General features: G+C 63.6%; 26 protein-coding genes. 15 read left to right on the top strand and 11 right to left on the bottom strand.

Annotated elements, in window-relative coordinates:
* Positions 1-15: 15 nt before the first annotated feature.
* The 4 genes from P1M51_RS03555 to P1M51_RS03540 are packed head-to-tail and all read right to left on the bottom strand — an operon-like array spanning position 16 to position 2956.
* Complete coding sequence (locus P1M51_RS03555; RefSeq protein WP_276246817.1) at positions 16-636, bottom strand: GNAT family N-acetyltransferase; 621 nt, start codon at positions 634-636, stop codon at positions 16-18.
* Complete coding sequence (locus tag P1M51_RS03550) at positions 633-1241, bottom strand: GNAT family N-acetyltransferase (protein ID WP_369685082.1); 609 nt, start codon at positions 1239-1241, stop codon at positions 633-635. The genes P1M51_RS03555 and P1M51_RS03550 overlap by 4 nt, the downstream gene beginning before the upstream one ends.
* Positions 1238-1825: a GNAT family N-acetyltransferase gene (locus P1M51_RS03545; RefSeq protein WP_276246816.1), complete on the bottom strand. Its 588-nt coding sequence runs from the start codon at positions 1823-1825 to the stop codon at positions 1238-1240. Before P1M51_RS03545 ends, P1M51_RS03550 begins: the two co-directional genes overlap by 4 nt.
* A gap of 48 nt (positions 1826-1873) precedes the next feature.
* A complete protein-coding gene (locus tag P1M51_RS03540; RefSeq protein ID WP_276246815.1) occupies positions 1874-2956 on the bottom strand; it encodes a Xaa-Pro peptidase family protein in 1083 nt (360 codons plus the stop codon).
* Positions 2957-3175: 219 nt separating this feature from the next.
* On the opposite strand from P1M51_RS03540, the gene P1M51_RS03535 reads away from it, so the two are divergent.
* From P1M51_RS03535 to P1M51_RS03490, 10 genes are all read left to right on the top strand, one after another.
* On the top strand, positions 3176-4702 hold the full coding sequence (locus P1M51_RS03535) for an extracellular solute-binding protein (protein ID WP_276246814.1): 1527 nt from the start codon (positions 3176-3178) through the stop codon (positions 4700-4702).
* Positions 4703-4796: 94 nt separating this feature from the next.
* Positions 4797-5750, top strand: coding sequence for a carbohydrate ABC transporter permease (locus tag P1M51_RS03530; RefSeq protein WP_369685114.1), 954 nt, complete (start codon positions 4797-4799; stop codon positions 5748-5750).
* A gap of 3 nt (positions 5751-5753) precedes the next feature.
* Positions 5754-6722 (top strand): carbohydrate ABC transporter permease, encoded by a 969-nt coding sequence (locus P1M51_RS03525; protein WP_276246812.1) that lies wholly within the window; start codon positions 5754-5756, stop codon positions 6720-6722.
* 6 nt (positions 6723-6728) lie between these two features.
* Entirely contained in the window at positions 6729-7898 is a 1170-nt protein-coding gene (locus P1M51_RS03520) for an ABC transporter ATP-binding protein (protein ID WP_276246811.1), read from the top strand.
* A gap of 5 nt (positions 7899-7903) precedes the next feature.
* Complete coding sequence (locus tag P1M51_RS03515; protein ID WP_276246810.1) at positions 7904-8101, top strand: hypothetical protein; 198 nt, start codon at positions 7904-7906, stop codon at positions 8099-8101.
* A gap of 22 nt (positions 8102-8123) precedes the next feature.
* On the top strand, positions 8124-9197 hold the full coding sequence (locus tag P1M51_RS03510) for a Gfo/Idh/MocA family protein (protein ID WP_276246809.1): 1074 nt from the start codon (positions 8124-8126) through the stop codon (positions 9195-9197).
* Positions 9198-9231: 34 nt separating this feature from the next.
* On the top strand, positions 9232-10200 hold the full coding sequence (locus tag P1M51_RS03505; protein ID WP_276274818.1) for a sugar phosphate isomerase/epimerase: 969 nt from the start codon (positions 9232-9234) through the stop codon (positions 10198-10200).
* Positions 10197-11294, top strand: a complete 1098-nt coding sequence (locus P1M51_RS03500) for a Gfo/Idh/MocA family protein (RefSeq protein ID WP_276246807.1) — start codon at positions 10197-10199, stop codon at positions 11292-11294. The genes P1M51_RS03505 and P1M51_RS03500 overlap by 4 nt, the downstream gene beginning before the upstream one ends.
* Before the next feature lie 4 nt (positions 11295-11298).
* Positions 11299-12264: a carbohydrate kinase gene (locus tag P1M51_RS03495; protein WP_276246806.1), complete on the top strand. Its 966-nt coding sequence runs from the start codon at positions 11299-11301 to the stop codon at positions 12262-12264.
* A gap of 59 nt (positions 12265-12323) precedes the next feature.
* The gene (locus tag P1M51_RS03490) at positions 12324-13298 is read left to right on the top strand and encodes an aldo/keto reductase (protein WP_369685113.1); all 975 of its coding nucleotides are present in this window, start codon (positions 12324-12326) and stop codon (positions 13296-13298) included.
* A gap of 1 nt (position 13299) precedes the next feature.
* On the opposite strand, the gene kdgK1 is transcribed toward P1M51_RS03490, so the two are convergent.
* Genes kdgK1 through P1M51_RS03470 form a run of 4 tightly spaced genes read right to left on the bottom strand, consistent with a single transcriptional unit; the run spans position 13300 to position 17648 of the window.
* Positions 13300-14259, bottom strand: coding sequence for a bifunctional 2-dehydro-3-deoxygluconokinase/2-dehydro-3-deoxygalactonokinase (gene kdgK1 / locus P1M51_RS03485; protein WP_276246805.1), 960 nt, complete (start codon positions 14257-14259; stop codon positions 13300-13302).
* Positions 14256-15491: a mandelate racemase/muconate lactonizing enzyme family protein gene (locus P1M51_RS03480; RefSeq protein WP_276246804.1), complete on the bottom strand. Its 1236-nt coding sequence runs from the start codon at positions 15489-15491 to the stop codon at positions 14256-14258. The genes kdgK1 and P1M51_RS03480 overlap by 4 nt, the downstream gene beginning before the upstream one ends.
* A 9-nt stretch (positions 15492-15500) precedes the next feature.
* Positions 15501-16415, bottom strand: a complete 915-nt coding sequence (locus P1M51_RS03475; protein ID WP_276246803.1) for a dihydrodipicolinate synthase family protein — start codon at positions 16413-16415, stop codon at positions 15501-15503.
* 12 nt (positions 16416-16427) lie between these two features.
* Positions 16428-17648: an HAD hydrolase family protein gene (locus P1M51_RS03470; protein WP_276246802.1), complete on the bottom strand. Its 1221-nt coding sequence runs from the start codon at positions 17646-17648 to the stop codon at positions 16428-16430.
* Between the two features lie 153 nt (positions 17649-17801).
* Here P1M51_RS03470 and P1M51_RS03465 point away from each other — a divergent pair, with 153 nt between their 5' ends.
* The 5 genes from P1M51_RS03465 (at position 17802) to P1M51_RS03445 (ending at position 22939) form a co-directional block, all read left to right on the top strand.
* Positions 17802-18872 carry a glucose 1-dehydrogenase gene (locus tag P1M51_RS03465; RefSeq protein ID WP_276248458.1) on the top strand — a complete coding sequence of 357 codons (1071 nt, stop codon included), beginning with the start codon at positions 17802-17804 and terminating at the stop codon, positions 18870-18872.
* Positions 18869-19492 (top strand): transcriptional regulator GfcR, encoded by a 624-nt coding sequence (gene gfcR, locus P1M51_RS03460; RefSeq protein WP_276246801.1) that lies wholly within the window; start codon positions 18869-18871, stop codon positions 19490-19492. Before P1M51_RS03465 ends, gfcR begins: the two co-directional genes overlap by 4 nt.
* 62 nt (positions 19493-19554) lie before the next feature.
* Complete coding sequence (locus tag P1M51_RS03455; RefSeq protein ID WP_276246800.1) at positions 19555-20601, top strand: HTH-type sugar sensing transcriptional regulator TrmB; 1047 nt, start codon at positions 19555-19557, stop codon at positions 20599-20601.
* A gap of 186 nt (positions 20602-20787) precedes the next feature.
* On the top strand, positions 20788-21423 hold the full coding sequence (locus P1M51_RS03450; RefSeq protein ID WP_276246799.1) for a hypothetical protein: 636 nt from the start codon (positions 20788-20790) through the stop codon (positions 21421-21423).
* A 79-nt stretch (positions 21424-21502) separates the two neighbouring features.
* Positions 21503-22939, top strand: a complete 1437-nt coding sequence (locus P1M51_RS03445; RefSeq protein WP_276246798.1) for a replication factor C large subunit — start codon at positions 21503-21505, stop codon at positions 22937-22939.
* An 11-nt stretch (positions 22940-22950) separates the two neighbouring features.
* On the opposite strand, the gene P1M51_RS03440 is transcribed toward P1M51_RS03445, so the two are convergent.
* The 3 genes from P1M51_RS03440 to P1M51_RS03430 are packed head-to-tail and all read right to left on the bottom strand — an operon-like array spanning position 22951 to position 25369.
* A complete protein-coding gene (locus tag P1M51_RS03440) occupies positions 22951-23931 on the bottom strand; it encodes an amino acid ABC transporter permease (protein ID WP_276246797.1) in 981 nt (326 codons plus the stop codon).
* A complete protein-coding gene (locus P1M51_RS03435; protein WP_276246796.1) occupies positions 23928-24680 on the bottom strand; it encodes an amino acid ABC transporter ATP-binding protein in 753 nt (250 codons plus the stop codon). Before P1M51_RS03435 ends, P1M51_RS03440 begins: the two co-directional genes overlap by 4 nt.
* Positions 24677-25369 (bottom strand): amino acid ABC transporter permease, encoded by a 693-nt coding sequence (locus tag P1M51_RS03430; RefSeq protein WP_276246795.1) that lies wholly within the window; start codon positions 25367-25369, stop codon positions 24677-24679. The genes P1M51_RS03435 and P1M51_RS03430 overlap by 4 nt, the downstream gene beginning before the upstream one ends.
* Positions 25370-25373: the final 4 nt, after the last annotated feature.

Below are 25373 nucleotides of genomic sequence, written 5' to 3'. Positions count from 1 at the left end.
CGACTACCTGCCGCGCTAGCGTTCGAGCTGAAGCTTCGCCAGTTCCGCCTCCGTAACAGCCTCGCGCCACTGCAACTGCGAGATGCTGTAGGTGCGCAGGTCGCGGGGGCCGCCGGTGTCGCCTGGTGGGAGCCAGTTTCGCAAGACGGCGTCCTGTTGTCCCCCGTAGGCGGCGACGTACTTCTCGATGGCCCGTCTCGACTGGTCGTTGTCGGGTTCGTGGCCGACGGACACGAAGGCTAAATCGAGCCAGTCGAACGCGATGGCGAGCAGAACGCCAGCGCGTTCGCCGGAGTAGCCCTGCCCCCAGAACGGTTTCCGAATCCACGTGCCGAACGACGCCGTGCGTTTGTCCCACTCCAGCCAGAGTTCCGCGACGCCGACGAACTCGTCGTCAGCCCGCTGCACGATGGCGTAGGTCGCGCGGTCGCCCGACTCCCACTTCTCGCGGACGGCGGTCAGTTCGTCGAGGCTCTGTTTTGGCGTTTCGTGAACGCGGTCTCCGAGCGGACGCATCACCGCGTCCAGTTCGCCGGAGCGATGCAGTTCGTACAACTCCATCGGCGAACGCGACTCGTGGAGCGGTTCGTAGCGAAGCCTGTCGCTTTCGGCACGGGTCGGGAACAGGGACCTCATGATTCCGCCGAGACCGCCTCGCGCCACTGGTCCTGACTCACCGAGTAGTACACCTCGTCTGCGACGTGGTCGGAGTAGGGCAACCAGTTTCGCAGGATGGCGTCCTGCTGACCGCCGTGGGCGGCCATGTACTTCTCGATGGCCCGTTGTGATTTCGTGTTCTCCGCGTGGTGGGTGACCTCCACGTAGTCCAAGTCGAGGCGTTCGAAGGCGAGTTCCATGAGCACGCCGGCGCGTTCACCGGAGTAGCCCCGCCCCCAGTAGGCCTTTTTCAACCACGTTCCGAGGCCGCCGACGCGGCGGTCCCAGTGGCAGTGGAGCGTCGCCACGCCCGCGAACTCGCCCGCGCCGTCTTCGCCAGCCTTCGGGACGATGAAGTACGTCGCCTCGTCGCCCTCGTCCCATAACTTCTCGCGGCGTTCGAGGAACTCGCGACTCGGCTTCATCGTCTGGTGGGGTTCCCACGGCATGTACTCGGTCACTGTCTCCATCTCCGGGGATTGCTTGCAGGCGTCGTAGAATTCCCGAACCGAGAGGTTGTCACGGCTGAGTCTGTGGAAGGTGAGGCGTTCTGACTTCAGTTCGTCCGGGAACAGGTGGCTCATCTGCTCGCCTCCCACTCCTCGCGCGAGATGCTGTAGCGCAGCCCGTCGTGGGGTTCGCCGTCGAGGACGAGGTGGTTTCGAATCATTCCGTCGAGGCGACCACCGTGGGCGGCGACGTACTTTTCGATGGCGCGCCTCGATTTTTCGTTCTCGACGGCGTGTTCGACGGCGACGAGGTCCAGGTCCAAGTCCTCGAAGGCAATCTCCATGAGTTTCGTTGCCCGCTCGCCGGAGTAGCCCCGGCCCCAGAACGTCTTTCTGAGCCAGATACCGAACCGGGCGGTGTGCTTGTCCCAGTCGCAGTGGAGGCCAGTCGTGCCCGCGAACTCACCCGCCCCATTCTCTGATTCTTTCGGGTAGAGGGCGTATACGGCGCCGTTTCCGGCCTCGACGGCGTCACCGACCTGCTTCACGAAATCCCACGTGTCCTTGAGCGTCTGGTGGGGGTTCCACGACATGTACTGGGTCGCCTCCTCGATACCTTCCTCCGTCGAGTGATAGGGGTAGAGTTCGAGGGGGTCAACCGTGTCGAGAGAGACCTGAACGAATCGCAGGCGCTCGGTCTCGAATTCCTCGGGGAACATAGCTTGAAAGGCGCGGAGTAGTGCGAAAAAGATGTCGTTGCTGCAGGTTCACGCGCGGGTGAGGATGTCCGGGTGGTCGAGTCGGCAGTCGTACCCGACGGCGTCGCGTCGCGTCGTCTCCCACTCGCCGGTACGGGTGAGGCACTCGAAGCCGTCTTCGGTCACGAGCCACGTGTCCTCGCTTTTTGCGCCCTGAATCGTCGGATTCCAGGCGTAGGCCATGGGCAGAGACACCGGTTCGTCGAAGTCCGGCGTCGCAATCCACTCGCGGCCCGCGTAGCCCGCCGCGCCGCCCTGATGGTGGTGTTCCCACTCGCCGTCGTGTCCAAGACGGGCGTAGGCGGCTTGAATGTCCGAAAACACCGCACCAGCCGTCCCCCCATCTCGGCCGGTCTCGCGGGTCGCGGCGAGGGCGGTGGTCTGGACACGGGCCGCCTGTTCGTGGCGACGTTGCAGCCATTCAGGCGGGTCGAATGCGACGGTCCGGGTGGTGCTCGCGTAGAGTCCGTCGCGCGTTGCGGTCACGGAGACGAGCGCGTACGAGCCAAGTGCTGTCTCGGTTGGCGTGTAGTGGCGGTAGCGCGGTGCACGCGACCCGCTACCGACGAGCGCGACGGGAGCGTCGATTCCCCGCTGGGCGAGTGTGTGGCGGAGGTCCGCCACCACGGCCTGTTCGGTCATCTCTGAGTCGGTGTCGCGACAGACCGACTCGACGGCGGCGGCGGTGTCCCGTCCGAGCGACCGGTAGCGGGCCACGTCTGCCTCGGTGAGTGGTTGGCGCAGGGCACTCGCGTCCAGTGAATCGAACCCGGGAACGTCGAAGTCGGCGGCTGCTGGGGCGTTCGACTGGGCCTGGACCATCTCGGCGAGCGACCACTCGTGCCAGTCGTAGGCCGTGACGAGCGTCTCGGAGGGGAGTTCTTCGGTCGCGAGGCGCTCTGCCTCGATGGTGTTCGTGACCACTTCGACGTGGTCGCCGTCGTAGCCGGCGGCGGCGACGCCGACGGGAGCGTGGGCGTCCACGACGTTGTCTCCGCCGGTCAGCCACGCGAACGAGGCCGGGTGGGCGAACCAGAGTTCCTCGAGGTCGCGTGTGGCGAGGTACGCGTCGAGGCGGTCGCGGTGTTCCATAGTGACTGCCTCTGGGGTGACGCCCTTCAATGGTAGGGATTTAGCTTGATTCGGTAGCCAAAAGACGTTTGATTTAGCCATTGTAAGAATACAACTATTGACACAGTATTGTCGTAATTAGCAGACTGCGGAGCTATGCATGTAAATAATATTTATTTACAACTACAGTAGTAAAAGACATAAGCTATATAATGGATTGTCACATTTTGATGAACGACCATGGTAGATGGTAGCCAGAATCAACGTCGTCGCAGGCTCTCGCGCCGAGAGTTCGTGAAGTACACGGGCGCTGCCGGGACAGTCGCGGGCGTCGCCGGGTGCATCACTACCGACCCGAAAGAGGGTGCAAATCAGAATAAACCGAAAGGAAACGGGGGCGATACCGAAACCCCCATCGACACGACCGCGCCGACGGAGGAGGTGACCGTCCAGTGGGCCGCAGACTCCCGGATGAAGGACAACGCACCAAAGGTGAAGGCGGCGCTCCACGAAGCGGGCCTTCCCGACAACATCACCGTCGACATCCTCGCCGGATCGCAGGTTACGGACAAGCGCCAGTCTCAGTACCAGCAGTGGTTGCGTGCGGGACAGAGCGAGCCGGACCTCCTGATGATGGACAGCGGATGGACGATTCCGTTCATCGCCCGGGGGCAGTTACAGAACCTCTCTGCGACGCTCCCCGCGGAGATGATAGATCCGGTCGAAAACGAGTACCTCCCGCGGATGGTCGAGTCCGCGAAGATGGACGGCGACCTCTACGGGATTCCGCTGTTTCCCTCCGTGGCGACCATTCTGTACCGAAAAGACCTCGTGAAGGAAGCGGGGTACGATCCGGAGGGTGAAAACTGGGCAAAAGAGGGTATGTCATGGAAGCAGTTCTCGGAAGTTATCTCCAAAACGAAAGAACAGACAGGGACCAAGTACGGCTTTTCCTTCCAGGCGAAGGTGTACGAAGGGCTCGCGTGCTGTACCTTCCCCGAGTTCATGCACAGCTGGGGTGGCGCGTACTTCGGCGGGACGCAGAACCTGTTTGGCCCGGTCGGCGAACGCCCCATCACGGTGGACGAGAAACCGGTCAACGACGCACTGCGCATGATTCGGACGTTCGTTCACGGCGCGGACGACGAACACGCGATGGAAGGCTACGCGGGCGGGTTCGCCCCGAACGCCGTCCTCCAGTGGTCGGAGGAACCATCGCGAAAGCCCTTCACGAACGGCCAGGCGGTCGCCCACCGCAACTGGGCCTACGCCATCAAGATAAACGGCAAGGAGGAAGCGTTCGGCGAGGACCTCGGCATCATGCCGATTCCCCACGCCGTGAGCGAATCCGAGTCGAACTACGAGAACATCGGCGGGCACACCTCCTCGCTTGGCGGGTGGCACGTCTCGATGAATCCGAATTCGAAAAAGAAGGCCGCTTCGTTGCAAGTCATTAAGGCGCTCATGAACGAGCAGTTCCGCCTCGATTTACTGGAAATCATGGGGTTGTTGCCACCGATTCCGTCGCTGTTCAACTCGGAGAAGGCAAAGGAGGTCCCCGTCATGGGCCGGTACATGGACACCCTCAAAATCGCCGCGGAGAACTCCATCCCGCGTCCGACGACGGTCGTCTGGCCCCAGCAGAAGGGGAAGATTGCAGACCGGATAAACGCCTGTATCGCCGGCGAAGTCGCACCCGAGGACGCAACCGAGGAAATCAAATCGTCGCTCGAAACGATCGAGCAGAAAGCGGGTCAGGGCGAGTAATCTCCAGAACCCGCCCATGGCTACACAAACCGATTCATACGACGGCCCCCGGGACAGCGACCGGAGTGGCCCCTACGTCGCAGCAGTGCGCTGGATGGAGGGGTTAAGCGAGACGCAGTTCGCCTACCTCCTGCTCACGCCGGCGTTGCTGTTGCTCGCCGTCATCGCGCTCTGGCCGCTGCTCAGCACGTTCCGCATGTCGCTGTTCGCGGACAACCTCACCGGGTCGGCCCAACTCGGCTCGTTCGTCGGCCTCCAGAACTACGTCGAACTGTTCACCGGACAGAAATCCTACGCACTGCCCGCGCCGTTCCTGCCGAAGCTGACGGGGACGTTCCCGTACGTCACGGGCTGGTTCACGACGGCACTCGGCGCGACGCTCGTGTTCACCGTGGTGAGCGTCTTCTTCGAGACCATCATCGGCTTCGGTCAGGCGCTCGTTCTGGACCAGGACTTTACGGGCCGTCGGTGGGTTCGCGTCGCCATCATCATCCCGTGGGCCGTGCCCGTCGTCATCCAGGGGATGATTTTCTACCTGCTGTTCCAGCCGAACATCGGCTTCCTCATCGGCGACGCTCAGCAGACGATTCTCCAGCAACTCGGCATCTTCGGCAAGACGCCGCTCGCTAACGCGGGCGAGACGATGCTCATCATCATCGTCGCCGACGTGTGGAAGACCTCGGCGTTCATGGCCCTGCTCATCCTCGCGGGCCTCCAGAGCATCGACCGCAACCTGTACGAAGTCGCTCGCGTGGCCGGCGCGTCGAAGTGGCAACAGTTCAAGCTGATTACGCTCCCGCTCGTGTTGCCGACGGTCCTCATCGCGATGCTGTTTCGCACCATCGCGGCGATGCGGGTGTACGGCATCATCGATTCCGTGTCGAGTTGCCAGACCGTGCCGTCACTTTCCTGTATGGTCGTCGCGGGGTTCAGCCAGCGACAGATTGGCACGGCCGCGACCGTCGCGTTCGTGACCGCCGCCATCATCGGCGTCGCTGTCTCCGTGTACATCGCGAAGTTCGCTCGCAGTTCGGTCGGAGGTGACTAACTCATGTCACAGGATACAGACACCACACCCACAACCGACACCGCAGATCTAAAACGCGGCCCGTTCGAGTCGTGGGTCAACCGCTCGATATCGAATCCAGAAAACGTCTATCAGGCGATGTTCTACCTCGTGACCGGCTTTTTCCTCGTCACGACGCTGTTCCCGTTCTACTGGCTCGTCGTCCTCGCGCTCACGCCGAACGAGCAAATCGTGGACATGGGCCTCCTACCGAAGGGAACCAACGTCGGCGCGTTCGTCGAGGTGTTCCAGGCAATACCGTTCCACCGGTTCGTCATCAACAGCCTGCTCATCGCCACGGCGACGACCATCATCGTCCTCGTGCTCGCGAGCCTCGCGGGCTACGTGTTCGGCCGCCTCGACTTCCCGGGGAAGAAGCCACTCATGCTCGTCATCCTGGCCATCTCCTATTTCCCGCCCGCGGCGTTCCTGTTGCCGCTGTTCTCGCTGTTCACCGGCGGGAAGGCGCTCTACTTCCAGACGTCCGCCATTACCATCGGCCTCCAGAGTCCGGACCTCTACAACTCCCCGTGGCCGATGGTGATGCCGTTCAGCGCGCTGTTCTTGCCGCTGTCTATCTTCATCCTCACCACGTTCTACGGCCAGATTCCGGACGGCCTAGAGGACGCCGCGAGAATCGAAGGGACGACCCGACTCGGCGCACTCGCCCGCGTCATCGTGCCCCTCTCTGCACCCGGCATTGCAACTGCTGGCGTGCTCACGTTCATCACTGTCTACAACGAGTATTTCTTCTCCTCGCTGATGACCAACGGCGCCTGGCAGAACTGGGCACCCATCGTCGAGGGGATTCTCGGCTACCGCGGCCACCACGAGACGCCGTACAATCTCATGGCCGCCGCGAGCATCGTCGGCGTGCTCCCCGTCGCCATTCTCGTCGTCGTCGCACAGGAAAAAATCGTGAGCGGCCTCACCTCGGGGGCACTCAAGGAGTGATTCACTATGGGAAAAGTCACACTCGATAGCGTAGCAAAGCAGTACAGCGACGTCGTCGCCGTCGACGATGTGAACCTAGAAATCGAAGACGGCGAGTTCGTCACGCTCGTCGGACCGTCTGGCTGTGGCAAATCGACCACGCTCGAAACGATCGCCGGGCTGACGATGCCGTCAGACGGCGAGATTGCCATCGCCGGTCACGAGGTCACGAACCTCCCGCCAAAGGACCGGGGCATCGCGATGGTGTTCCAGAACATCGCGCTGTTCCCCCACATGGACGTCTACGACAACATCTCGTTTGGCCTCCGCCTTCGCAAGTACGACAAGGCGGAAATCGACCGCCGCGTCGAACGTGCCGCGGAAATCGTCCAGCTGGAAGGGATGTTAGACCGGATGCCCGACGAGATGTCCGGCGGCCAGCGCCAGCGCGTCGCCATCGCCCGCGCCATCGTGCGCGAACCCGCCGTGTTCCTGATGGACGAACCGCTCGCGAATCTGGACGCCAAACTCCGCGTCCACATGCGGACGGAACTCCAGCGATTGCACAAGGAACTCGACACGACTATCATCTACGTCACCCACGACCAGGCTGAAGCGATGACGATGTCGGACCGCATCGCCGTGTTGAACGACGGCGAACTCCAGCAATGTGCGCCCCCGCTCGACTGTTACAACGAACCGGCAAACCGGTTCGTCGCCGGGTTCATCGGGTCGCCGAGCATGAACTTCCTCGACGGGACGGTTCACGGCGACACGCTCGAAACCGAGGTGTTCGACGTCTCACTCGACGATGCACCGCTCGACGCCGACGAAGGCGACCAGTTTACTTTCGGCGTGCGTCCGGAGGACGTGCACCTCGCCGAAGCCGCCGGTGACGTGCCCGCCAAAACGGAGCCGATAGCGATGGAGACGGACGTGCTCGAGCCGATGGGCGACGAGATTTTCGTCTACCTCACGCCGGAGGGTCGCTCGGTCGAGGGCATGGACCCGGATGCAGATTCGCAACTCCTGATGAGCGTCGACCCGGACGCCGACATCGAGGCCGACGAGCGCGTCGAAGTCGTCATCGACCGAACGCGAGCGCACCTCTTCTCCGGAAAGACCGGAGACGCGCTCCTACACGGACTGCCCGGCGGCGACGGCTGGATTTCGGGCGACCAGATGGAGGGACGCTGACCGTGGTGACCACGGCCGGGTGGTTCTACCTCGCCGGTGGAACACTCCTGTTTTTCTTCTGGGCCTACGGCATCGTCTCGTTCGCCCGCGACCTGAAGAACCGCTTCATTCCGGCGCTGTTGGCCCTTCGAGGGCAGCGCGAGGAAAGCGACGCGGACGACCAACCTGCACAGCACGACGACCAACGACAGCAGTTATACTGAACAAATTTCGTTTCACCCCCACATGACAGACTCTATCGAAGCACCCGTAAACGTCGGTATCGTCGGTCTCGGCGGCATCGGCAATCATCACTCAGAGCGTATCACGGAACTCGGCCACAACATCGTCGCCGGCGTCGACGTGAGCGAACCCGCCCGTGAGTCGTTCGCTCGAAAGTACGACGTCGATACGTACGCGAGTTTCGTCGAACTCATCGACACGGACGTAGAGGCAATCGTCATCACCACCCCGAACAAGTACCACGAGAAGTACGCCGTCGCGGCGCTCGAAGCCGGTTACGATGTGCTCCTCGAGAAGCCACTCGCCCACACGCTCGAAAGCGCAGAGCGAATCGCGCAAGCGGCCCACGACGCAGACGGCTTCTGCATGGTCGGCTTCAACAACCGCTTTGCGCCCGCCGTGGAGGTGTTCAAATCCTACCAGCGAGCAGGGCGCTTTGGCGAGGTGAACCACGTCGAGGCGAACTACGTCCGCCGACGTGGCGTGCCAGGACGCGGGTCGTGGTTCACGACCAAGGAAATCGCCGGTGGCGGGTCGCTCATCGACATCGGCGTCCACGCCATCGACCTCGCGATGTACTTTCTGGACTTCCCCGAGGTGGTTGAAGTTTCGGGCACGACCCACGCCGAGTTCGGGTCGCGCGACGACTACGCCTACTTGGAGATGTGGGGCGAAGACGCCGGCGCGAGTGGGTTCGACGTCGAAGACGCGGCTACCGCACTCATCCGGTGTGCCGACGGCAAGACCATCTCGCTCGAAGTCGCGTGGGCGACCAACCGGCGGAAGAATCACGGCTTCCACATCGACGGTTCGAACGCCGGGGCGCACTTCGACCGCGAGACCGGCGCCCTCGAAATCTTCGAGACCGGGCGGGCCGGCATCGACCACTTCTCGGATTCGACCATCGAGACGACCGACATCGACCTTCACAAGGCAGAAGACCGTACGTTCCTGGAGGCGGTGGGGACCGGCGACCCACCGCAGCGAAACACGGTCGACCAGGCGCTCGCAGTCCAGCGAATCATCGACGGCATCTACCGCTCTGACGCAGAACAGCGGGCCGTCCGACTCGACTGAAGAATCGACAGACGACTACTCACAGTACACACTCATGGATATTGGCGTACTCACCGTTCCATTCGGCGACGAATCGCTCGCAGACACCCTCGCGTACTTAGCCGACATCGGCGTCGGGGCCGTCGAACTCGGCTGTGGTGGCAACCCCGGCGACGACCACCTCTCCCGAGACCAGTACCTCGACGACGAGGACGCACAGGCCGAGTTACACGGCCTCCTCGCAGACCACGACCTCCGGATGAGCGCACTCGCGACGCACAACAATCCCATCCACCCGGACGACGACCACGCGGCCCGCGCAGACGAAGAACTGCGCGAAGCCATCGACCTCGCCGTACAACTCGACGTCGGGACCGTCACCTGCTTCTCGGGACTGCCAGCCGGCGGCCCGAACGACGAGGTCCCGAACTGGGTGACCGCGCCGTGGCCGACCGAGCACTCGGACGCCCACGACTACCAGTGGGAGGTCGCCATCGCTTACTGGACCGACCTCGCCGACTACGCGGACGAACAGGGCGTGGACGTGGCCATCGAGATGCACCCGAACATGCTCGTCTACGAACCTCACGGGATGCAACGGCTCCGTGACGCCACGAACGAGCGCATCGGCGCGAACTTCGACCCCTCGCACCTCTACTGGCAGGGCATCGACGTGACCGAGGCCATCCGATTCCTCGGCGAAGACGACGCCATCCACCACGTCCACGCCAAGGACACGAAGGTGTACGAGGCAAACGCCCGGACGAAAGGCGTCTTCGACATGACTCCCTACGACCAGCAGACAGAGCGCGCGTGGCTGTTTCGGTCCGTGGGTTACGGCCACGGTGAGGCCCACTGGAAAGACGTGGTCAGCACCCTCCGGATGGTCGGTTACGACGGCGCACTCAGCATCGAACACGAAGACGCGCTCACGAGTTCCCGCGAAGGCCTCGAAAAGGCCGTCGACGTGCTCCAGCGTGCCGTCTTCGAGACCCAACCCGGCGAGGCGTACTGGGCGGAATGAGCCTCCAAATCGGCATCCTCGGCTATCGATTCATGGGCAAGGCCCACGCGAACGCGCTGGCTCGCCTGCCCATGTTCTTCCCGGACGCCCCCGAAATCGAACGCGACGTGCTGGTCGGGCGCGACGAGCAGGCGCTCTCCGAGGCGGCAGACCGCTTCGGCTTCGCTCGCACCGCCACCGACTGGCGGGACGTGGTCGAGGAAGTGGACGTGTTCTACAACCTCGGCCCGAACCACCTGCACGCAGAACCCTCCATCGCCGCCCTCGACGCGGGGACGCACGTGTTCTGTGAAAAACCGCTCGCGACGACCACCGCGGACGCGACGGCGATGGCCACGTCGGCCTCGGACAGCGACGCGCTCGCCGGGTGTGCGTTCAACTACCGGTTCGTCCCGGCCATCCAGTACGCAAAGCGACTCATCGACGCGGGCGAACTCGGTGAGATTCGTCACTTTCGGGGGACCTACCTGCAAGATTGGCTCGCGGACCCCGAGGCTCCGTGGTCGTGGCGCAACGACGCGGAACTGGCCGGCAGCGGCGCGCTCGGCGACCTCGGTGCACACACCGTGGACCTCGCGCACTTCCTCGTTGGCGACCTCGCCAGCGTGAGTGGAAACCTGAAAACGTTCGTCGAGGAGCGACCTGTAGAGGGCAGCGACGAAACGCGCCCCGTCACCGTGGACGACGCGTACACCGCGCAGGCCGAATTCGAGAACGGCGCTGTCGGGACGTTCGAAGCCTCTCGGTTCGCTACCGGTCACAAGAACGACCACCACATCGAGATTCACGGTTCTGCGGGAAGCCTCCGCTTCTCGCTCGAACGATTGAACGAGTTAGAGGTGCTCTGCGAGGGAAACCGGGGCTACGAGACGGTTCTCGTCACGGACGAAGACGACCCCTACATCGACGCCTGGTGGCCGCCCGGCCACGTCATCGGGTGGGAACACACCTTCATCCACGAGAACTACGAGTTCCTCTCGACCGTCGCGGAAGGCGGCACGTTCGCGCCGAGTTTCGCCGACGGCCTGGCCGTCCAGCGCGTCCTCGACGCCATCGAGAAGAGTGACGAGCGCGGGGAACGAGTGTCTGTCTGAGCACATGACCACGCCGACCATCCTCGTCGCGGGCGAGACGCTCGTCGATTTCCTCCCCGAATCCGCAGGCCCCCTCGGTGAAGTCGAATCGTTTAGCCGCCGCGCCGGGGGCGCACCCGCGAACGTCGCCATCGCCCTCTCCCAACTGGAAACCGCGCCGTACTTCCTCAGCAATCTCTCGACCGACCCGTTCGGCGAGTTTCTCGCGGAGACGCTCGCAGAAAACGGCGTCCCCACGGAGTTCGTGACGCGCGACGAGGAGCGAAAGACGACCCTCGCGTTCGTGAGCCACGACGAATCCGCTGGCAGCGACTTCACGTTCTACCGCGATCACACGGCAGACACGGTTCTCCCGCAAGAGCGAGTCGGCGATAACACGCTCGCAGACTGCGCGTGGCTGTACGTCGGCGGCGTCATTCTCGCTGCGGAACCGGCACGGTCGGCCGCCTTCAGGTTGGTCGAACGCGCCCGTGAACAGGACTGTTCGGTCGTCTTCGACCCGAACTACCGCCCCGAACTCTGGGAGAGTGACGAAGAGTTCGAGCAGGTCATCGAGCGCATGGTCGGACTCGTAGACGTGGTCAAGACTTCCGTCGAGGACCTCACTGTGACGGCGTTTCACGACGAGAGTCCGATGGTGGTAGCAAAGAACCTCACGCGAGCGGGGCCACACACCGCATTTCTGACGATTGGCGAAGGTGGCTCTCGCGTCGTCTCGACGGCCGACGCGCCGTGGGGCGAGACGGTCACGACCCACCCTGGCTACCCGGTGAATGCGGTCGATACGACCGGCGCTGGCGACGCCTTCGTCGCGGGCGTGCTGTCGCAGTTAGCGCGTGGCGAAACCGCGCCGGAGTCGGTACTCGAATTCGCGAACGCCGTTGCCGCCCTCACGACGACGGAACCCGGCGCGATTACCGCGTTGCCGACCCGCGAGGCAGTTCGAGTGTTCCAGAACCGTCGTCGCTGACAGCAGAAGTAACCTATAATTTTTACTCGTCCAAGAGTAGTGTAATTTGTATGAGTGCGATGGAATACACGACGCTCGGTGAAACCGGACTCGAAGTTTCGAGACTGTGCCTCGGGTGCATGAACTTCGGGTCTGGTCAACCGTGGATGATAAACAACCACGAACAGAGCCACGACGTAATCGACCGTGCCCTCGAACTCGGCATCAACTTCCTCGATACGGCGAACGTCTACTCACACGGCGAGAGCGAGGAAATCGTCGGCGAGGCACTGTCTGGTCGTCGTGACGAGGTGGTCCTCGCGACGAAAGTGTTTAGCAAGGTGGCCGACAGACCGAACGGGCAGGGCCTCTCGCGCCGCCACATTTTAGAACAGGTCGAAGCCAGTCTCGACCGTCTCGGAACCGACTACATCGACCTCTACCAGATTCACCGCTGGGACGACGAGACGCCCATCACGGAGACGCTCTCGGCACTCGATACCCTCGTCAGCCAGGGCAAAGTCCGGTACGTGGGTGCGAGTACGATGCCCGCCTGGAAATTCACGAAAGCACTCTACGAGAGTGACCTGAACAACTTCGAGCGGTTCGTCTCGATGCAGGCAGAGTACAACCTCGTCGACCGCCACGAAGAAGCGAACGTGCTCCCGACCTGTCGGAGTGAAGGTATTGGCGTCGTCCCGTGGTCACCGCTGGCCGGAGGATTCCTCACTGGGAAGTACGAACGAGGTGCAGATGTCACCGAGGGACGGGCCGCTGGCGACGAGTTCATGCAAAAGCGATTCACCGAGGAGAACTGGACCGTACTGGACGAAGTACGGACCGTGGCCGAAGAGAAGGGCGTGACGGAATCGCAGGTCAGCCTCGCGTGGTTGTTGCACAAGGAAGTGGTCGATGCGCCCATTATCGGACCGCGAACCGTCCAGCACCTAGAAGAGAGTGTGAACGCACTCGAAGTGTCCCTGAGCGACGAGAAAATCGAACGGCTCGAAGCCCCAAAAACTCCCGTCTGGAACCCCGAAATCGGCGACGTCTGACTTATCGAGAGATGTCCGCCGCACCCGCGTCGATGACGCGTTCGACCTCGGCGCGGGTGATGGCGGCCACGTCTCCGCTGATGGTTCGTTTGAGCGCCGCGGCGGCCGCCCCGAACGCGAGGCCGCCTGCTACCGACTCGCCTTCGACGAGTTTCGTGAGCAGGCCGCCGACGAAGGCGTCGCCCGTCCCGATTGGGTCGAGCGTGTCCGCCTCGTAGACGGGTTGTTCGAAAACCTCGCCGTCTGCGATGGCGAGTGCGCCCTCCTCGCCGCGGGTGACCACGACCGTCTCGAAATCGTACGCCGCTGTAAGGTCGCGGGCGACGGTTTCTGCATCACCCTCGAACCCGAGGACGGTCGCCGCATCGCGTTTTGCCGCGACGAGCACGTCCACTTTCGGGAGGAGGTCGTCGAACGCCTCCTTCGCTTCTGCGGGCGTCCAGAGTTTCGACCGGTAGTTCAGGTCGAACGCCGTCGTCGTGTTCGCCGCCTGTGCGGCGTCGAGCAGTTCGGCGGTGGTCTCACGCAGGGTGTCCGAGAGCGCTGGCGTGATACCGCTCGTGTAGAACGCCTTCGCCCCACGGATACTGTCTACGTCGATGTCGTCCGTCGTCACCGTGGTCACGGCGGCGTTTTTGCGGTCGTAGATGACGTCCGTGCCGCGAGGTGCGCCGCCGGGTTCGATGAAGTAAAGACCCTGTCTCGCAGCCTCGCTGGTCTGCCACGAGATGTCCACGGCGAGGCCGTGCTGGCGCAACTCGTTGACGACTCGCCGGCCGAGCGGGGAGTCCGGGAGTCCGGACTGCCACGTCGAATCCAGGCCGAGGCGCTGGGCCGTCACGGCGACGTTGCTCTCTGCGCCGCCGATTCGCATGTCGAGCGAGTCTGCGGTTTCGAGGCGGTCGCCGGGCGTCGGTGAGAGACGGAGCATCGTCTCGCCGAACGTCACGAGGTCGCTCATGCTTCGTCGAAGAGGGTCTCACCCTCGACCATGTGTTCCTCGACGGTATCGAGGTCGAGGGTGAGGCCGAGGCCGGGTCGTTCTGGAATCTCGATGCGGCCGTCGCTGATGACCGTCTCCTCGACGAGGTCCGACCACCAGCCGAGCTGGTAGGAGTGGAACTCGACGGCCAGCGAGTTCGGGATGGCCGCCCCGACCTGCGCGCTCGCCATCGTCGCGACGGGCGAGGAGACGTTGTGCATGGCGACGGGCACGTAGTAGGTGTCGGCCATGTCCGCAATCTTCCGCGTTTCGCGCATCCCGCCAACCTTCGGCAGGTCGGGGGCGATGATGTCCACCGCCTGCTCCTCTAAGAGTCGGCGGTGGCCGTGCTTGCGGTAGACGTTCTCGCCGGCGGCGATTGGCGTCGTCGTGGACTGGGTGACTTCGCGCTGGACGTCGTGGTTCTCCGGTGGGACGGGGTCTTCGAGCCACCAGATGTCGCAGTCCTCGACGGCGCGAGCGAGGCGCTTTGCGCTCCCGCCCGAGAACGTCCAGTGGCAGTCGAAGGCCACATCGGCGCGGTCGCCGATTCGCTCGGTCACGGCACGGACGATTTCGGCCTTGTGCTCGACTTCCGGCCCGCGAAGGTGGCGGTTCGCGCGGTCTTTCTCGTGGCCGGAGGGCACGTCGAGGTCGAACTTCAGCGCGTCGTATCCGAGTTCGTCGACGACGCGTTCTGCCTCCGCGGCGTTGCTCTCGGGTTCGCTCTCGTCGCCCGCGTGGCAATCACAGTAGACGCGCACTTCGTCGCGGTACTTGCCGCCGAGCAACTGGTAGGCTGGCACGTCGAGCAGTTTGCCCGCGAGGTCGTGCAGGGCGATTTCGATGCCGGAGATGGCAGTGACGGTCACGCCGCTGAGCGACCCTTCGCCAGACATCTTCTGGACGAGATGCTCGAAGAGGCGGTCGATGTCGAGTGGGTTCTCGCCAACGACGAACGGCGTCATGCGTTCGACGAGTTCGGGGACGCCCGCGCCCCAGTAAGCTTCGCCCGTGCCGACGACGCCCGCGTCGGTGTAGATGCGGACGAGCGTCCACGGGAAGTTGCCGTCGACCATCGTGGTCTGAACGTCCGTGATTTCGACGTCGCGCGGGCCGCGGTCGTTCGCGAGCCCCATCGTCGCCGATGAGAGTTCGCGCATCGTGTATTCTGAGTTCGGGTCGTGCAGTGTTGCGTAGTCTCGTGTCATTTGTCTCGGTTACAGCAGTTCGAGTTCGGAAAGTTTCGATTCGAGCGACGCCTGCTGGGCGTCGTCCATGGTGCGAAGCGGCGAGCGAAGCGGCCCGGCGTCGAAGCCGCGAAGGCGGAGGGCCGTCTTTACGCCCGCCATGTACGGGCCGGACTTGAGCGCCCGCCGGACGCCGAAGACGGTGCGCTGGAGGTCGCGCGACCGGGACAGGTCGCCCGCTTCGTGGGCGTCGTAGAGGTCGCAGACGAGTTCCGGGAAGACGTTCGCCACGGCGCTCACCATCCCGTGGCAGCCCAGTGAGAGCCCCGAGAACAGCAGGGAGTCAGACCCGACGAAGAACGTGAGGTTCGGGTTCGCGTCGATGGCCTGCGTGAGCCACGGCACGTCCTTGCTCGAATCCTTGAGGCCGGCGACGTTCTCGATGGACGCGAGGTCGGCGAGGGTGTCGAGCGACAGCGCGTTTCCGGTCCGCCCGGGGATGTGGTAGATGTACACCGGGAGGTCGGTGGCTTCTGCGACTCGTCGGTAGTGGGTCACCGCCGCGTCGTGGTCGAGCGGGAAGTAGAAGGGCGTGACGACGACGAGGGCGTCTGTGCCCACATCCGCGGCCGCCCGGGCGTTCTGGACGGTTTCGCGGGTGCTCGGTGCGCCGACGCCTGCGATGACCGGCACGTCGCCGCCGACTTCCGTGACGACGGCGTCGAGCGCCCGTTCCCGTTCGTCGGGAGTGAGCAGCGGGAACTCGCCGTTCGTCCCGAGAGGGAACACGCCGTGTGCGCCGCGGTCGACGACGTAGCGGGCGTGGGCGGCAGTTGTCTGTTCGTCGAGCGATTCGTCGTCGTGGAAGGCCGTGACCGTCGGTGGTACGACCCCGTGGAGGCCCAGTGGGTCTCCTGATTCGGTTCGTCGTTCGTGTTCGTGCATGGTATCGGTCGGTTACGCTGCGAGTCGGTTCAGTGCGTGGACGGTCCAGAGGATGTCGCCGGCGACGCCTTCGGGGAAGACGAGTTCGTCCGTTTGCCTAACGTGGTCGAGAACGCGCTCTGAGGCGTGTTCGGGTGCGGCGGCGATGCCACAGTCGTTGTCTGCCACCCACTCCATCACCCGGAGGTCGCTCTTGCTGTCGCCCATCACGAGGGCGAACGGGTCGTCCACCGAGAGCACGTCGAAGGCGGCGCGGACACCGGTTACCTTGTTCAGCTCGCGGCTCACGATTTCGACGGCGTCGCCCTCGTAGTAACCGACGTCGATTCGGTCGAGCGTTTCGCGCACCTCGGCGGGGGCATCCGCCGGGTCTCTCTCGACGAGTGCGTCGTGGGCGGCGAGCACCTCGTGAATCTCCGGGTCGGCGTCGGCGTAGTAGGCACGTGCCCACTCGCTGCCCGCCTCGCCAGCCGTCGCCTCTCCGAGCAGGTCGAGCAGGTAGACGAGTGCCTCGTCGATGATTTCGACGGCCTGGTCGCTCCCGATGTCGTAGTTCGGTTTGAGGGTGACGTTGAACTCGTTGCCCTGCAGGTGACAACCACGCCGGAGCCGCTCTGGGGCCTCGGGCAGCACTCGGGTGAGAACCTCGTCGAACACGCTGGTGATGGCTGCGTCTAAATCCTCGTACAGCAACTGCTTCGTGTCCGCCCCGTGGCCCGGCGTGAAGACGCCCGTGCCGCCCTCGTAGACGATGCTGAAATCGCCCGAGTGGACGAGTTCGTTGCCCAGACCCTGGATCATGAATCCTTTCACGTTCTCTAAGGTCTGGCCCGTGCAGATGACGATGGGGACGCCGCGTTCGTAGAACTCGGTGAGCACGTGGAGCGTTTCGCGGGGAATCTCGTTGTCCGTCTCGCCCGCGCTGCGGAGCGTCTCGTCTACGTCGAGGACGAGTACGTTCACGCCGCGTTCGTACTTGTTGAAGAGGTCGAGGGCGGTAAACGCCTGTTCGCGCTCTGCGTAGGCGGCGATTTCCGCGAAGGTTTCACCCTCGGGATACGTCTCGCTAATCTTCGATTTCCGGTCAGTGAGTTCCTCCTGGGCCTCCTCCCAGTATTCGAGGGCGACCATCGAATCGACCATCGGGAACAGGTCGACGAACTCCTGATAGGCCCGCAGGGTCGCGGTATCGACGCGGTCGTAGAGGTCGTACAGTCTGTCGTAGCGTTCCATTTGTAAATCTCCGGCGTGCGGTCGATGGTCTGTCATGAGTTCTGTGTCGTGCTATATAGGCGCACGGTTGTCGCCATCATCCAGCTTTCGGCGTGGAAAATACTTACTCGGAATAGAATAAATATTTTATCCCTGGGGGTCCTACACGTTCCCATGCACGCCATCGCCGTTCGCAAAGGGGAACAACGACCGAGGCTGGTAGAGCGGCCAAAACCGGAGGCTGGGCCCGGCGAGGCACTCGTCCGGACCCTCCGCGTGGGCGTAGACGGCACCGACCATGAGGTGCTGAGCGGTGGCCACGGCGGCTTCCCGGCCGGAGCCGATTCGCTCGTCCTCGGCCACGAGGCCGTCGGCGTGGTCGAAACGGCCCCCGAAGACGCCGCCCTCTCGGCCGGTGACGTGGTGGTCCCGACCGTGCGCCGCCCGCCCGCAGTCGGCGAGTCGAACGCCTACTTCGACCGCGGCGAGGCCGACATGGCCCCACCCGGGGAGTACGTAGAACGCGGCATCGACGGCGGCGACGGCTTCATGGCCGAATACTTCACGAGTCACGTCGAATACCTCGTTCCCATCCCCGACCATCTCGCCGAATTTGGCTTCCTCGTCGAACCGATTAGCATCACCGAGAAGGCGCTGGAACTCGCCGCCGCGTCTCGCGCGTCGTTCGAATGGACTCCGGAGAGCGCTCTCGTCCTCGGGAATGGGTCGCTCGGCCTGCTCACGCTCGCGATGCTCTCTGACTACGATTCGACCTACTGCCTCGGCAAGCGCGACCGGCCGGACCCGACTATCGACATCATCGAGAAACTGGGGGCGACCTACATCGACTCGCGAGAGACACCAGTTTCCGAGATTCCGCGCGCGTACGAGGCGATGGACCTCGTCTACGAGGCGACCGGCTACGCCAAACACGCCTTCGAGACCATCGAGGCGCTCGCGCCCAACGGCGTCGGCGCGCTCCTCGGCGTCCCCGCCGGCGGCTGGGACTTCGAAGTCGCCGGGAGCGACCTTCACCGCGAGTTCGTCCTCCAGAACAAGGCGCTCGTCGGAAGCGTGAACTCGGGCCGTCAGCACTTCGAAGCCGCAACCGAGACGCTCGATTCGCTCCCCGAGTGGTTCTGCTCAGACCTCGTCACCGGCGTGTACGACCTCGACTCGTACGAGAAGGCCTTCCGAACCGACGAACGAACCATCAAGACCGCAATCGAATTCGACCAGCTATGAAGAACATCGACGACCTCATCGAAAACGCAGCGCAGTTGACCGAAAACGGCCTCTCGAAGGGCGAAATCGCAGACGAACTGAACGTCTCGCGGCGGACGGCCAGTTGGCTCGTCTCCCGAAGTGCGACCGACGAGCAGCCAACCCCAGAATCGACCGGCGCGGACGACGTGCACGTCGACTGGAGCACCATCGGCCAGCACAACACCCGCCTATCGCAGGTGAGCGCCGCGATGGCAAACGTCCTCGCCACGGAGGCCGCGGACGCCACAGTCACGGTGGGCATCGAAAAGGCCGGCGTTCCCCTCGGAACGGCCGTCGCCCAACAACTGGAGACGTCGCTCGCCGCCTACGCCCCGGCGAAACACCAGTGGGACGACGACGAGGCGGAGACGAGCGGGTCGTTCTCACGGAACTTCACCGCCGTCGAAGGCGAACGCTGTTTCGTCGTCGACGACACAATCACGAGCGGGACGACGATGCGCGAGACCATCGAGGCCGTCCGTGAGGCGGGTGGCACCCCCGTCGCTGGCGTCGTCCTCGTGGACAAGGAAGGCGTCGGGGAAATCGCTGACGTGCCAATCCACTCGCTGGTAGAGGTCATTCCGGTCGCAGACCGATAGCCGGCACCCCTCTCGTGGCACGAATGAACACACTGATTTAGCCGCGAAAACATCGCAATAGCATGACCACGGACCTCTATCGCTCGCTAGAGGCGCTTTCCTCGCGATTCTCCTTCGGAGAGTACGAGACGAGAGCGTATCTCACCATCCTCGAACACGGCGAGGTGACGGCGTCGGAGATTTCTGAGTACACGGACATCCCCCAGCCACGCGTCTACGACACCGTCCGCACGCTGAGCGACCACGGACTGGTCGAACTCCAGGAGACCAGACCGCTTCGCGTCCTCGCCATAGACCCCGAAGAGGCGTTTGCCGACTACCGCACCTCGCTCGAATCCGTCGTGACGGGCCTCGAAGACCTCTATACCGCGCCGAAACGCCAGACCGAGGCCGCGTCACTGGTGAAATCCAGCGCGACGATAAACCGCTACCTCGAAGACGTCATTCAGACGGCCGAATACGAACTCATCCTCTCGCTCTCGCCCGACCTCCTCGCGACGTTCGAGGACGCGCTCGCCGCGAAAATCGACGACGGCGTCACCATCGACCTCCTACTCTCACCGAGTCGCGAGTTACCGAGCGCGGAGTCCTACGACTACAATTCGGTGGCGACGACGGTGCAGGCCCGAAGCGGCATCACGACGCCAATCATCGCCGTCGCCGACGGCAACTATTCAGTGTACGCCCCGCGCGAAGCGCTCACCGATGGGCAGGACGCAGACCGCTACGGCGTCATCTTCAACCGCTCTGCACTCGGCTTCCTCGTCTCTGGCTTTTTCAACACGCTCCTGTGGACGACGGCAGAACCCGTCGCTGAACAGGCAGAAGACCGGCCCTTCCCCCGCCGGTACGCCACGATTCGTCGCTGCGTGAGCGACCTGCTGGGTCGCGACGAGACGTTCTACGCAACGATTCGCGGCCGGGACGTCGAATCCGGGAAGAGCCGCCTCGTCGAGGGAACCGTCGTCGAAGCGTCGTTCGGAGACAGCCGAAAGACGGCACACCTCGTGGTCGAAACCGCAGACGGCCCCGTCGAAGTGGGCGGACAGGTCGCCGCGTTAGAAGACGTGGAGGCCCACGAAATTCACGTCGACCGGGAGAACGCGTAACTCGCTCGGGTGGAGTGGACGCGACGCGCTCAGGACAGGCGCTAGCCCCCGAAAACGCCGAATTCTCCCGTATCGGGTCAAAAATCGAGAATAGTGTTTATTATCTGAGCGGTAGATATTCACGGTGACTCGAACGGTGGTCGGGTACTGAAACGCGACTCCCGAGTCGGGCACAGAGGTTTCACTATGGTTCAAACCGAATCAGTCACCCTTCCGTCGTCCGCGTGGACGACAGACCGGGTGCGCATCGCTGCCCTCGCGGCCATCGTGGGCGGCGTTCTCTACGCGCTCACCTATCTCGAAAACACGATTCCGGCGATTTCGCCGGGTGGGTCGCTCTACTGGCTGCTCGGCCTCGTCGCCATCACGGCCTACGGCCTCATCGCAGTCGGCCTCTGGGCGGTCCACTCCCGCTTTAGCCAGCAGTACGGTCGGGTCGGGACGGCGCTCGTCTACCTCATAACGCTCACGCTCGCGACCATGATCGTCGGCAGCGCGATGAACGTCCTGGCCCCGACGCTCGTCGACCCCACCCAGGAGGGCGCGACGCTCGGCGGGACTATCTGGGGACTCGCGATGTTCGCCACGCTCATCCTCGCGACGGGTTACGGCATCGTCCTCTGGCGTGCTGGCGTCTCGCGCCTCGGTGCGGGTCTGCTCGTCGTCAACCTGCCCCTGTTCATCGGTGGGCTCGTCGCTCTGAGCGCGCTCGGAACCGTCATCGGAATCGACCTCGCGTGGCTCGCATTCGGCGCGCCCTTCGGTGCGGCGTGGGTCGCCCTCGGCGCACAACTCCGCGCGGACGCGACGCCAGCGGTCTGAACAGCGCGGACACTGTTTTTTCGGGTGGGTAACCGGGACTCCGCAACCACTAAACGCCGCTCGCGCGTACCCTGCGTCAATGGATTGGACGGAGAAGTACCGCCCGAAGACGCTTTCTGAAGTTCGCGGCAACGACAGTGCCAGAACCGAACTCAAGGAGTGGGCACAGGGCTGGGACTCACACCGGAAAGCCGCCATCGTCCACGGCAGTCCCGGCGTCGGCAAGACGTCCGCGGTCCACGCGCTCGCCGCGGACTTCGGGTGGGACACCATCGAACTCAACGCCTCTGACCAGCGGACGGCGAGCGTCATCGAGCGGGTCGCGGGCGAGGCCGCAAAGAGCGGAACGCTCACCCAGACGGGCGCGGCGGAGCGACGACTCATCATCTTAGACGAAGCCGACAACATCCACGGCAACGCAGACCGCGGCGGGGCGCGGGCGCTCACGCGGCTCGTAAAGGAAGCGAGCCAGCCCATGGTGCTCATCGCCAACGAGTACTACGACATGTCGAACTCGCTTCGCAACGCCTGTGAGAACATCCAGTTTCGCGACGTGCGGATGCGCTCTATCGTGCCCGTCCTCCGGGACATCTGTCGCAAGGAGGACGTCGAGTTCGAGGACGAGGCGCTCGAAAAGATAGCGGAGGCGAACAAGGGCGACCTCCGTGGGGCGGTAAACGACCTGCAGGCACTCGCCGAATCGACCGACCGCCTGACCGCGGACAAGGTCGTCACGGGCGAGCGCGACCGGTCTACGGGCATCTTCGACTACCTCGACAACGTTATCAAGAAGCTCGGCGCGGAGGAGGCGCTCAAACAGTCCTACGACGTAGACGAGACGCCCGACGACCTCATCAACTGGATCGAGGACAACATGCCCAAAGACTACGCGGGCGAGGAACTCGCAGACGCCTACGACCACCTCGGAAAGGCGGACATCTGGCTCGGGCGGGTTCGCAAGACCCAGAACTACTCCTACTGGCGCTACGCGGGCGACAACATGACGGCGGGCGTCGCCGCCTCGCGCAACGGCACGAAAGGCGGGTGGACGCGCTACGGACCGCCGAGTTACTGGTCGAAACTCGGTCGCTCGAAGGGCACCCGGAACAAGCGTGACTACATCGCCCAGAAAATCGCCGAGACGAGCGGCGTCTCGATGGGCACCGCCCGCCGGGACATCCTGCCGTATCTCGCGGGGATGACCTACCACTGCAAGAACCGAGACCTGACGGTGGCAGTTGCAGCGCGGTACAACCTCGACGCAGACCACCTCTCCTTCCTCACGGGCAGTGGCAAGGACACGAACAAGGTCCAGGGCATCATCGAAGACGCAGAAGAACTGAAGGAAGCACAGGCAGTCGAGCACTCGGGAGGGGCGTTCGAGGGCGCACACCGCACCGAGATGGAACCGGAAGCAGACGAGGAGACGGCTGACGAAGAAGACGAAGCGAGCGCGGACGACGACAGCGAGAAAGAGAGTTCAGACTCCCAGTCTGGCCTCTCTGATTTCTTCTAAAACGAAAGAGGTCAGTGGGTTCGTCCTTCGACGTGCCCAAGTCCCGGAATCGAGACGACTGCTTCGACCCGTCCCATCAGCTTCGACGCAGAGAGGACGAGCGCGAGATAGATGAGCGCCGCCAGCGTGTAGACGACGGTAATCTGATAGCCGACCGTTGCGAGTTCCTGGGAGGTGAAGAACAGTTCGGGGACGGTGATGAACGCCGCGAGCGAGGAGTACTTGATGAGGTAGACGAACTCGTTCGACCAGCCAGGAATCGCAAAGCGAAGCCCCTGTGGAAGCACGACGTAGCGAATCGCTTCGAGTTGCGAGAGGCCGACCGCTCTGGCCGCCGTCAGCTGGCCGGCTTCGACCGAGAGCAGCGCAGACCGGATATACTCGGCCTGATACGCCGCGCTGTTGATGGTAAAGCCGATGATGGCCACCCAGACGAACTGGTCGGGGATGATGCTCTGGCCGACGCCGGGGAACTCGCGGATGAAACCCGAAAGCCCCGTCCCGAAGTGGAGGACGAACAACTGTGCGAGCAGCGGCGTCCCGCGAATCAACTCGATGTAGCCAAGTGCAATACCCCGAGCGAATGGGCCGCCGTAGACGCGGGCGACCGAGAGGGGAATCGCGATGACGAGACCGAACGCGAGGCCGAGGACGGTGAGGACGATGGTGAGCCACACCGCACCGGCGAGTTGCGGAAGTCCCTGCGGCGTCTGGGCGGCGTAGAGGAACAACTCGCCGACGAGGTTCACCGGCCCGCCGAACGGGCCGAGCATGGCGGCCGTCGAGGTGAACGTCTCCGCGAGGCCAGCGAAGATGCCGGGTGAGACGAACGGCTCGTCGGGGCCGATGCCCGTCACGCCGGAGAACAGCCACGCGTTCAGCCAGCGGGCAATGAGCCACCCCCAGAAGAGGACGCCAACGGCGAGGGCGAGCAGTCGGCCTGTTCGCCCGAGAAGTTGGCGGCGGTTTCGGCGGGTCGCCGCGTCGCTCATCCGTGTGACTCCGTCGTCGAGAGGCGGCTCAGGAACTGACGGGTGCGTTCGTGTTCCGGGTTCCTGAACAGCTGTTCGGGTGGGCCGCGCTCGACGAGCGAGCCACCGGCGAGAAACGAGATGCCGGAGGCCACTTCACGCGCGAAGCTCATCTCGTGGGTGACAACGAGCATGGTCATGCCCTCTTCTGCGAGTTTTCGCATGACGGCGAGCACCTCGCCGATGAGTTCGGGGTCGAGTGCACTCGTCGGTTCGTCGAACAACATGAGTTTTGGGTCCATCGCGAGCGCCCGGGCGATGCCGACGCGCTGTTTCTGCCCGCCGGAGAGTTGCGCCGGGTAGGAGTCCGCCTGATTGGCGAGACCGACTTGCTCTAAGTGTCGCATCGCCCGTTCGTTCGCCTCTTCCTTGCTCATGCCGCGGACTTTCCGCAGGCCAAGCGTGATGTTCTCGCGGGCTTTGAGGTGGGCAAAGAGGTTGAAGTCCTGGAACACCATGCCCACTTCGCGGCGGAGTTTGTTCACGTCGTAGCCGGGTGCGGTGACTTCCTCGCCGTCCAGATAGATAGCACCTGAGTCGATTTCGGTGAGGCGGTTCACACACCGAAGCATCGTAGACTTCCCGCTGCCTGACGGCCCGATGAGCACTTCGACGTCACCGGCGTCCATCTCGAAGCTAATGTCGCGAAGCACCTCCTCGTCGCCGTAGGACTTAGAGATGTTTTCGACGCGAAGCAGTGGGTCAGTCATCGTGAGTTCCCTCCGGGAATTGCATAGTAATCGTTGAGTTTGTCGAGGCTGCGGTTGGTCACGAACGTGAGGACGAAGTAGATGGCGCTGATGGTCAAGAACACTTCGAGCACGGCAGACCCACCCTCTGGCTGGAGGTAGAGGTCCCGGCCGCGCGTGAGCATCTCGGAGAGCCCCACCACGAGTGCGACACTCGTGTCTTTCAGCACGATGGTGAACTCGTTCTGGAATCCGGGGACGCTCCGACGGAGCGCCTGCGGGACGATGACGTGGCGAATCGCCTGCAGACGCGAGAGGCCAATCGACCGCGCGGCTTCCATCTGTCCGGTCGACACGCTCTGGAACGCACCGCGGAAAATCTGCGACTGATATGCCCCACCACGGAGGCCGAGCCCGATTGTCGCCGCCCAGAAGGGGTCGTTACTCAGCGAGAGCACGAAGAAAATGTACACGAGGATGACGACGATTGGGATGCCGCGAATGACGACACCCGCCGTCTCGACGGCCCACTTGAGCGGGCCGCTTCCGTACACTTCGATGGCTCCAGCTGGAAAACCGATGAGGAACCCGAGTGTGATACTCGAAAGTGTAAGCAGAATCGTGACCACCAGCCCATCGATGATAAACTCGGCGTTCTCGGCGATGAACGCCCAGTCACTCGCCTGCAAGATAGGGGCTGTGGCTGTCATCTAC

The organism is Haladaptatus sp. QDMS2 (assembly GCF_029338295.1).
Taxonomy (GTDB): domain Archaea; phylum Halobacteriota; class Halobacteria; order Halobacteriales; family Halococcaceae; genus QDMS2.
Note: the sequence above shows the minus strand (reverse complement) of the source record. Positions and strands in the feature narration are given on the sequence as shown.

Coding starts and splice junctions, on each gene's coding strand:
- P1M51_RS03555 (WP_276246817.1), bottom strand. CDS start 636: ATGAGGTCCCTGTTCCCGACCCGTGCCGAAAGCGACAGGCTTCGCTAC.
- P1M51_RS03550 (WP_369685082.1), bottom strand. CDS start 1,241: ATGAGCCACCTGTTCCCGGACGAACTGAAGTCAGAACGCCTCACCTTC.
- P1M51_RS03545 (WP_276246816.1), bottom strand. CDS start 1,825: ATGTTCCCCGAGGAATTCGAGACCGAGCGCCTGCGATTCGTTCAGGTC.
- P1M51_RS03540 (WP_276246815.1), bottom strand. CDS start 2,956: ATGGAACACCGCGACCGCCTCGACGCGTACCTCGCCACACGCGACCTC.
- P1M51_RS03535 (WP_276246814.1), top strand. CDS start 3,176: ATGGTAGATGGTAGCCAGAATCAACGTCGTCGCAGGCTCTCGCGCCGA.
- P1M51_RS03530 (WP_369685114.1), top strand. CDS start 4,797: ATGGAGGGGTTAAGCGAGACGCAGTTCGCCTACCTCCTGCTCACGCCG.
- P1M51_RS03525 (WP_276246812.1), top strand. CDS start 5,754: ATGTCACAGGATACAGACACCACACCCACAACCGACACCGCAGATCTA.
- P1M51_RS03520 (WP_276246811.1), top strand. CDS start 6,729: ATGGGAAAAGTCACACTCGATAGCGTAGCAAAGCAGTACAGCGACGTC.
- P1M51_RS03510 (WP_276246809.1), top strand. CDS start 8,124: ATGACAGACTCTATCGAAGCACCCGTAAACGTCGGTATCGTCGGTCTC.
- P1M51_RS03505 (WP_276274818.1), top strand. CDS start 9,232: ATGGATATTGGCGTACTCACCGTTCCATTCGGCGACGAATCGCTCGCA.
- P1M51_RS03500 (WP_276246807.1), top strand. CDS start 10,197: ATGAGCCTCCAAATCGGCATCCTCGGCTATCGATTCATGGGCAAGGCC.
- P1M51_RS03495 (WP_276246806.1), top strand. CDS start 11,299: ATGACCACGCCGACCATCCTCGTCGCGGGCGAGACGCTCGTCGATTTC.
- P1M51_RS03490 (WP_369685113.1), top strand. CDS start 12,324: ATGGAATACACGACGCTCGGTGAAACCGGACTCGAAGTTTCGAGACTG.
- kdgK1 (WP_276246805.1), bottom strand. CDS start 14,259: ATGAGCGACCTCGTGACGTTCGGCGAGACGATGCTCCGTCTCTCACCG.
- P1M51_RS03480 (WP_276246804.1), bottom strand. CDS start 15,491: ATGACACGAGACTACGCAACACTGCACGACCCGAACTCAGAATACACG.
- P1M51_RS03475 (WP_276246803.1), bottom strand. CDS start 16,415: ATGCACGAACACGAACGACGAACCGAATCAGGAGACCCACTGGGCCTC.
- P1M51_RS03470 (WP_276246802.1), bottom strand. CDS start 17,648: ATGGAACGCTACGACAGACTGTACGACCTCTACGACCGCGTCGATACC.
- P1M51_RS03465 (WP_276248458.1), top strand. CDS start 17,802: ATGCACGCCATCGCCGTTCGCAAAGGGGAACAACGACCGAGGCTGGTA.
- gfcR (WP_276246801.1), top strand. CDS start 18,869: ATGAAGAACATCGACGACCTCATCGAAAACGCAGCGCAGTTGACCGAA.
- P1M51_RS03455 (WP_276246800.1), top strand. CDS start 19,555: ATGACCACGGACCTCTATCGCTCGCTAGAGGCGCTTTCCTCGCGATTC.
- P1M51_RS03450 (WP_276246799.1), top strand. CDS start 20,788: ATGGTTCAAACCGAATCAGTCACCCTTCCGTCGTCCGCGTGGACGACA.
- P1M51_RS03445 (WP_276246798.1), top strand. CDS start 21,503: ATGGATTGGACGGAGAAGTACCGCCCGAAGACGCTTTCTGAAGTTCGC.
- P1M51_RS03440 (WP_276246797.1), bottom strand. CDS start 23,931: ATGAGCGACGCGGCGACCCGCCGAAACCGCCGCCAACTTCTCGGGCGA.
- P1M51_RS03435 (WP_276246796.1), bottom strand. CDS start 24,680: ATGACTGACCCACTGCTTCGCGTCGAAAACATCTCTAAGTCCTACGGC.
- P1M51_RS03430 (WP_276246795.1), bottom strand. CDS start 25,369: ATGACAGCCACAGCCCCTATCTTGCAGGCGAGTGACTGGGCGTTCATC.